Here is a 7303-nt window from a genome sequence, read left to right on the forward strand (position 1 = left end):
GCACTGGCCATCGCGCCCTGGGGCAGCGGCAGGTGTTTGCTCCACACCGAGCCGAACGCCCACGCTGCGGCGGCGAATATCAACAACGCCGCGCCCAGCGGGCTCGATTGCAGATTGGTCCCAAGATTGAGCATGCCGATGCCGATCAGCCCCAGGACAATCCCGGCCCATTCGAGCCGCGTATTGCGCGCGCCCCAGAAATAGCCGAACAGCAAGGTGAACAGCGGCACCGTTGCCACCGCCAGGGCGGCAACGCCGGAAGCCACGCCAGTGTGTTCGGCGACACTGACCGCGCCGTTGCCGCAGGTCAGCAGCAAAATGCCGATGATGCCCGCCGCTTTCCACTGCGCCCACGTCGGTGCAGGCGCCCCGCGCCAGCGCAGGAAGGCATACATCAACGTGCCGGCGATGACAAAACGAATCCCGGCCAGCAACAGCGGCGGCCAATATTCGACGCCGATGCGGATCACCAGATAGGTCGAACCCCAAATCACGTACAACGCAAAGAAGGCAGCAATCAACGGCAAGGGGAAACGACGTAAGCCAGGCATGGGCAGCTCGAAGACAGGTCAAATTGAGCCAATAGTTTAGAAAGGCTGGCTGGCAAAAATAAGTTACAAAACCTGTTTATCGCAGCAGTACACTTTTCAAAACACGGAGATCAGCGCTATAAACCGTGCATTCGAAAGTCGGGTCATTTTCAGGAATTGTTCATGGACAAGTACGACCGCATGCTGCTCAGCGCCCTGTTGGAAAACGGTCGCGCGTCCTACGCCGATCTGGCGCGCAAAGTGAACCTGTCCGCGCCAGCCGTGGCCGAGCGCGTGGCCAAACTTGAGGCGTGCGGGGTGATCACCGGTTATCAGGCAAAAGTCGATATGTCGAAGATCGGCCTGCCGATCCAGTGCGTGATCGAGCTGCGCCTGAACCAGCACGGCAACCAGAAAACCTACGACGACCTGATCAAAATCCCGCAACTGACCGAATGCCATCGGGTGACGGGCGATCCGTGCGTGATCATGCAAGCGGCGGTGGGATCGATGCCGGAATTGGAAGAGTTGATCAACCGGATCGCCAAATTCGGCTTCAGCAAAACTTCGATTGTGCTGTCGAGCGCAATAGAAAAGCGCGTGCCGCTGGGGCAGTTGGAAGGGAGGTAGCGAGGAGGATGACGCCTTCGCGGGCAAGCCTCGCTCCTACGCGGAACTCATCGCCCGGTAGGAGCGAGGCTTGCCCGCGAAGGGGCCCGCCCAGGCACCATCACCCGCTAAAAGCCGCGATGGCGCTTGAGGTGTTCATTGATCTTCGCCGCCGGGACTTTCTGCAGGCTGACCAGCAGATCATGCGACAACTCGCGCAAGCCATGGGTCTGGCGCAGTTCGGCGGCAAGGTGCGCGGTCAGGTTAGCGGCCATTTCCGCATCCGCCATCGCCCGGTGAGCCTTGCCGGTGTGCGGCAGACTGGCGAAGGTGGTCAGCGTTCCGAGCTTGTGATTCGGCGCCGCCGGCATCAGGCGTCGGGCCAATAACAGCGAGCAGGCAAAGTTCTGCAACCGCGTGCGTTTGATCCGCCCCAGCTCGAAATCCCAGAACTTCTGGTCGAACGCGGCGTTGTGCGCGAGCAACGGCGTGATGCCGACAAACTCGTTGACCTCGTTCATCACCTGCTCGGCCGAGGGCGCGGTGCGCAGCATGGCATTGCTGATGCCGGTGAGTTGTTCGATGAAGGCCGGCACGCGCACGCCAGCGTTCATCAGGCTTTGGTAACGCTCGACGATGCGCCCCTGTTCGAGGATCACCACGGCGATTTCCGTGGCCCGGCAACTGCTGCTCGGGGAGATCCCGGTGGTTTCAAAGTCGATGACTGCTATGCGTTCCAAACCTGTTTCAACTCCGTAAAAATCAATTCTTGAGCAGCAACGCGCCTTCGATCGGCACGTAGCGGCTGGCGGCGCGGATCAGCGAATTCGCGGTCAGCCCCGGCACGCCATACGCCACGGCTTGCACGCCGTGTTTGCTGATGATGCGCTCCAGCAACATGTCGAAATCACCGTCGCCGGAGGCCAGCACCACTTCGTCGACGTGGTCGGCGGCGTCCATGATATCGAGCGTTATGCCGACATCCCAATCGCCCTTGGCCGAGCCATCGCTGCGCTGGATGTAGGGTTTGAGTTTCACCACGAAACCCAGATTGCGCAGGATCTGCTGGAACTGCTGCTGCTTGCTGTCGCCGCGATCGATCGCGTAGGCATAAGCCTCGACGATTTCGCCCTGTTTGCTGATATCAGCCCACAGCGCCGCATAGTTGAAGTGGCAACCATAGGCCTGACGCACGGTGTAATAGAGGTTTTGAACGTCGGCAAACACTGCGATTTTTTTCATCGCTGCTTCCTATTGGCACGCAAGCGCCTGAGCTCTTGACGCAAACGTGCGCAGGCTTGGATCAGGCACCTGGCCCGAAAAGTCGCCCAGTATGCCAGCCTGAAGGATTGTTCCGCGAATAATCAGGCCGGAGCGCGGCCGCGCCCCGGACGAGTGGTGGGTCAGATGAACGAATCGTCGTCGCCGCCGAAGAATGACGAGCTGTCATCGCTGAAGTCGGCGTCGCTGAAATTGCCCTGATCGCTGGTGTCGTTGCCGGCCATCTGCTGGTCGTTGCTCCAGTCGCTAGCGTTTTGATCAGTGGCGTTTTGATCATTGGCGTGCGCCGGTTCATCGCGAATGATTTCGACGATTTCCTGCGGTTGGTGGCCGCCGTGGAACAGGCTGCTGATGCCTTCCGCCAGCATCACCCCACCGGCCACGCCGGCAGCGGTTTTCAGTGCGCCACCGAGGAAACTGGACGCCTGTGGTTGGGCGGCGTAGCCCTGCTGCGGTGGGACGCTCTGCTGCGGCGCTGGCGAATTGAAGGATGGCCGGGCCGGTTCGCGCCAGCCGCCGCTGGCCGGTGCTGCGCCCGGATTTGAATTTTGGCCTGGATGTGGCGCTGGCTGCGAATCGCGCGAACCACCGCCGAAGATGCTCGACAAAAATCCACCACCCGACGCCGCCGGCGCCTGCGACTTGGCGTGTTGCAGTTCGGCCTGCAACTGCTGGATCTGTTGCGCTTGCTGCTTGTTCTGCTGATCGAGACTTTTGAGCGCTGCCTCTTGCACCAGAATCGCCTGGGTCATGAAATAGCCCGCTGCGGGCTGACGCGTCAGGTGTTCCTTGATCCGCGCCTCGGCCTGGGCGTCGCGCGGGGCTGCATCCGTTTCGGCCTGTTGCAGCCGTGAAAACAGTCCATCGATCAGGGTTTGTTCTTCGCTGTTCATGGCGACCTCATAGATTGCCGGGAATATCGTCCCCCTCATCCACCGTGGATAAGGTGCCTGACAGTTATGGGGCTGATACAAGATGTTTCAACAGCCTTTACCGAACGTTTACGTTTGCGCCCCCCAGCGCATCATCGGTTAAAGTGTGGCACTGCTTTTAACCTGCGATACCAACTGATGAATCCGTTCGAAGTGCTGCGTGACTCCCTGTATTTCTTCAAGCGCAATCTGGGCCAGATCGTGCAACTGTGCTTGCCGCTGGTGATGTTCGAGGCGTTCCTGCAACAAATCGTCGACAACGCCACCAGCCCGGAAGGTTTCCCCGGTTACAGCGTGCTGGTCGGTTTGCTGGTGTATCCGCTGTACACCGCCGCGCTGATTCTGTTTCTCGACGCGCGCAGCCGTGGCGAATCGCCGCGCACCCGTGACCTGCTGGCGATGTCCGCCACGCTGTGGCCACGCTTTGCGCTGCTGACCGCGCTCAACACATTGCTGATTTTGCTGGGCCTGTCGCTGTACTTCCTGCCGGGTATCTGGCTGATGGTGACACTGGCATTCGCCGAGTATTTGCTGGTGCTGCGCGGCATGGCGCCACTGGCGGCAATGAAGGAAAGCCTGCGTCTGACGCGCGGCCATTTCCTGCGGATTCTGGTGTGCATCCTGGCGGTGATGGCGCCGTTGTGGCTGCTCAAGGGTCTGAGTCTCGAGTTCTATCCACAACCACAGAATCCCGTGCTCAGCTGGCTGATCGACAGCGCCCACAGCTTCCTGCAACTGTTCACCAGCGTGGTCCTTTTCCGCATGTTCATGCTGGTCGGCGAAGCGCCTGACAAAAATGACCGAATAGTCTGACCGCTCTACCGTTGGGCGCGGGCAGCGCTCTCGGGTATGCTCGGGGCCTCTTTGTAACGCTATAAGCCGAGCCAATGACCCGTCTCCTGCGCTACACCCTGCTGAGCCTGTTGCTGATTGTCGGCCTCGGCGCAATATTGATTTACAGCGTGACCTGGCGCCCCGAAGCCAAGGAAGTGTTGCCGGTCAGTTGCACCGCGAAGGCGCCGACACTGGTGCCCGGCCAGGCGCTGAAGGTGATGACCTGGAACGTCCAGTACCTGGCGGGCAAACGCTATGTGTTCTGGAATGACTTGGCACAGGGCGACGACGAGAGCCCGACCCAGGAAGACATGGCATTCAGCCTGGATGAAGTGGCGCGGGTGATTCGCGACGAAGAGCCCGACATCGTCCTGTTGCAGGAGCTCGATGACGGCGCCAAGGCCAGCGACTATCAGAACCAGTTCAAACTGCTGCAGGAACGCGTCTCCGACCTGTTCCCGTGCAGCGCTCACACCTTCGACTGGAAAGCCGACTTTGTCCCCGAGCCGCACATCTTCGGCAGCGTCGGCCGGCAATTGGCGACGTTGAGCCGCTACCAGATCGGCCATGCCGAACGCGTGCAATTACCGGTGGCGCCAGCCAACTTCATCAGCCGCCAGTTCAAACCGAAAAACGCCTTGCTGGCGACGTACCTGCCGCTGAGCGATGGCGGGCAGATCGCGGTGCTCAACACTCACCTGGAACGCGTTGTTCAACCGGACGACACTCTGCAAGCGCAAGTGACCGCCGTGGGCAAAGTCCTCGACCGCTACGAAGGCCGGGGCACGCCGTGGTTGATTGGCGGCGATTTCAATCTGCTGCCGCTGGGCCAATACCGACGTTTACCCGCCGAGCAACGCACGCCCTTCTCTGCCGACAGCGCGTTGCATGTGTTGTGGGACAAATACCCGATGATCCCGAGCAACAGCGAGGCCAGCGGAGTCAATCGCGCGCAATGGCTGACCCATTACCCGAACGATCCCGGCCTCAATGGCCCGGACCGCACGGTGGATTATCTGTTTTACAGCCCGAGGATCAAACGCGTCGAAGCGACGGTGAGACAGGACGATACCTTGCGCATCTCCGATCACCTGCCAGTGATTGCGCGGTTTCTGTTGCCGGCGGCCCCGTAGTCCGAATCAAAGCTTCAAGAGCAGGCCAACTCTGAAGGAGTGAGCCTGCTCGCGAATGCCGCCGCGCCGATCCAACTGACTATTTTCGCGGTTTGATCCGCGCCGTCGCCTCGGCCACCAATGGGTCATCCGGCCAGTAATGCTTGGGATAACGCCCCTTCAAATCCTTCTTCACTTCGGCATACGTGCTGCGCCAGAAGTTCGCCAGATCCTGCGTCACCTGCACCGGGCGCCGCGCCGGCGACAACAAGTGCAGCTTGACCACTTGCCGGCCACCGGCAATGCGCGGGGTTTCGGCGAGGCCGAACAGTTCCTGCAAACGCACCGCGAGAATCGGCGGTTGCTCACTGTAATCCAGGCGAATCGATGACCCGGATGGCACGCTCAAATGGTGCGGCGCCAGCTCATCAAGCCGCTGCGGCAACGGCCATGGCAGCAGGTTATGGACGATGCTCGACAGGTCCAGATTGGCGAAGTGGCTGAGCCGGGAGACTTTGCCCAGGTACGGCATCAGCCAGTGTTCGAGGTTGTTCAGCAACGCCGCATCACTGACATCCGGCCATTCACTTTCACCCTTGCCGCCGAGGTCCAACTGGCGCAACAAAGCGACGCGCGCCTGCCACTGACGCAGTTCCGGGGTCCACGGCAACAGCTCCAGTCCTTTGCGCCGCACCAGATTGACCAACGCCTGACTGCGTGCCGTTTCGTCGAGCCCGGTCAGCGGCTCGCGGCTGAGGATCAGTTCGCCAACTTTGCGCTGGCGCTCGGCACGCAACACGCCTTCGCGCTCGTCCCAATCCAGCTGATCGACGCAGCGCACCTGCTCGGCCAGCACCGAGTCAAACAGCGCCGGATCAAAACCCGCCGCCAGATAAATCCGTTCTTCACGTTGGCCCTGACGGCTGCCGAGGTCGGCAATCACCAGCCACGCTTGCTTCATCAAACTGTCGGCCTCGGCAAACAACGCCGCGCGCCCGTTGGCCAGGCGATATTCCGCCCCCCCGGCGCGGCGTTGTTGCGCGACCCGGTCCGGGTACGCCAGCGCCAGCAAGGCACCGAGCCAGCGCGGATGATCGGGATCGCTGACGGGCGCCGAAGCTTTGCCACGCAGATAACCGCGATATTGCCGCGCCAGTTGCCGAGCCCGTTGCACACCGCCCTGAGCACCGCGCGCGGCGCGTTCTTCGCCGGACAACAACACCAGGCGACTGTGCAGATCGGCGCCCGCACCGCGCAAGATATCGCGTTCACCGAGCAGCGCCGCGACGTCGCACGCCATCTCCGCCAGCCCCAGCGCTTGCCCGCGCAGCAGCAAGTGCGCGATGCGTGGATGCGCCGGCAACTGCGCCATTGCCTGGCCATGAGCGGTCAACGCTTCGCCGTCGAGTGCGCCGAGGCGCTCGAGCAAATCCTGCGCCTGGGCATAAGCGGCGGCGGGCGGAATATCGAGCCAGACCAATTGCCCCGGCGCCACGCCCCAACGCCCGAGCTGCAACGCCAGACCGGCAAGGTCCGCCGAGAGTATTTCCGCGCTCGCGTAGGCAGCCAATTGTTCGTGCTGGTCTTGCGACCACAAGCGATAACACACGCCCGGCTCCAGGCGCCCGGCCCGGCCGGCACGTTGCGTGGCGCTGGCGCGGGAGATGCGCTGCGTGTCGAGACGGGTCATGCCGCTGCCCGGATCGAAACGCGGGACCCGCGCCAATCCGGCGTCGATCACCACGCGCACGCCATCGATAGTCAGGCTGGTCTCGGCGATGTTGGTCGCCAGCACCACTTTGCGTTGGCCGGCGGGCGCCGGATCAATCGCTGCACGTTGCGCAGCGAGGTCCAGTTCACCGTGCAACGGACAAAGCAAAACCGGCGAACTCGCGCCCAGCGCGTCGGCCAATTGCTGATGCACCCGACGAATCTCCGCTTGCCCCGGCAGGAACACCAGGACGCTGCCGGTTTCGTCGTTCAGGGCTTCGAGGATGGTCTGGAC

8 protein-coding genes are annotated in these 7303 nt (G+C 61.8%); 3 read left to right on the plus strand and 5 right to left on the minus strand.

The features are described from left to right. On the minus strand, positions 1 to 551 hold a 551-nt coding region (gene yedA / locus BI292_RS07700; RefSeq protein ID WP_101207512.1), incomplete at its 3' end, for a drug/metabolite exporter YedA. A gap of 162 nt (positions 552 to 713) precedes the next feature. Here yedA and BI292_RS07705 point away from each other — a divergent pair. Then, entirely contained in the window at positions 714 to 1160 is a 447-nt protein-coding gene (locus BI292_RS07705) for an Lrp/AsnC family transcriptional regulator (protein ID WP_101207513.1), read from the plus strand. A 107-nt stretch (positions 1161 to 1267) separates the two neighbouring features. On the opposite strand, the gene BI292_RS07710 is transcribed toward BI292_RS07705, so the two are convergent. The 3 genes from BI292_RS07710 to BI292_RS07720 all read right to left on the minus strand — a co-directional run bounded on the left by BI292_RS07710 (position 1268) and on the right by BI292_RS07720 (position 3313). After that, positions 1268 to 1879, minus strand: a complete 612-nt coding sequence (locus BI292_RS07710) for a PolC-type DNA polymerase III (RefSeq protein WP_092277694.1) — start codon at positions 1877 to 1879, stop codon at positions 1268 to 1270. 22 nt (positions 1880 to 1901) lie between these two features. Then, a complete protein-coding gene (locus BI292_RS07715) occupies positions 1902 to 2381 on the minus strand; it encodes an NYN domain-containing protein (RefSeq protein WP_054616703.1) in 480 nt (159 codons plus the stop codon). Between the two features lie 161 nt (positions 2382 to 2542). Beyond that, positions 2543 to 3313, minus strand: a complete 771-nt coding sequence (locus BI292_RS07720; RefSeq protein WP_101207514.1) for a DUF2076 domain-containing protein — start codon at positions 3311 to 3313, stop codon at positions 2543 to 2545. Between the two features lie 177 nt (positions 3314 to 3490). Between BI292_RS07720 and BI292_RS07725 the strand changes: the two genes are divergently transcribed. Together BI292_RS07725 and BI292_RS07730 are read left to right on the plus strand one after the other, a co-directional pair. Further along, entirely contained in the window at positions 3491 to 4165 is a 675-nt protein-coding gene (locus BI292_RS07725; RefSeq protein ID WP_101207515.1) for a YciC family protein, read from the plus strand. Positions 4166 to 4239: 74 nt separating this feature from the next. Beyond that, on the plus strand, positions 4240 to 5319 hold the full coding sequence (locus tag BI292_RS07730; protein ID WP_092277687.1) for an endonuclease/exonuclease/phosphatase family protein: 1080 nt from the start codon (positions 4240 to 4242) through the stop codon (positions 5317 to 5319). Between the two features lie 79 nt (positions 5320 to 5398). Here BI292_RS07730 and hrpB read toward each other — a convergent pair. After that, positions 5399 to 7303, minus strand: a 1905-nt coding sequence (gene hrpB / locus BI292_RS07735) for an ATP-dependent helicase HrpB (RefSeq protein WP_101207516.1), incomplete at its 5' end; no start/stop codon positions are given.

Source organism: Pseudomonas sp. 43NM1, assembly GCF_002836905.1.
GTDB lineage: Bacteria > Pseudomonadota > Gammaproteobacteria > Pseudomonadales > Pseudomonadaceae > Aquipseudomonas > Aquipseudomonas prosekii.

Coding starts and splice junctions, on each gene's coding strand:
- BI292_RS07715 (WP_054616703.1), bottom strand. CDS start 2,381: ATGAAAAAAATCGCAGTGTTTGCCGACGTTCAAAACCTCTATTACACC.
- BI292_RS07720 (WP_101207514.1), bottom strand. CDS start 3,313: ATGAACAGCGAAGAACAAACCCTGATCGATGGACTGTTTTCACGGCTG.
- BI292_RS07705 (WP_101207513.1), top strand. CDS start 714: ATGGACAAGTACGACCGCATGCTGCTCAGCGCCCTGTTGGAAAACGGT.
- BI292_RS07730 (WP_092277687.1), top strand. CDS start 4,240: ATGACCCGTCTCCTGCGCTACACCCTGCTGAGCCTGTTGCTGATTGTC.
- BI292_RS07725 (WP_101207515.1), top strand. CDS start 3,491: ATGAATCCGTTCGAAGTGCTGCGTGACTCCCTGTATTTCTTCAAGCGC.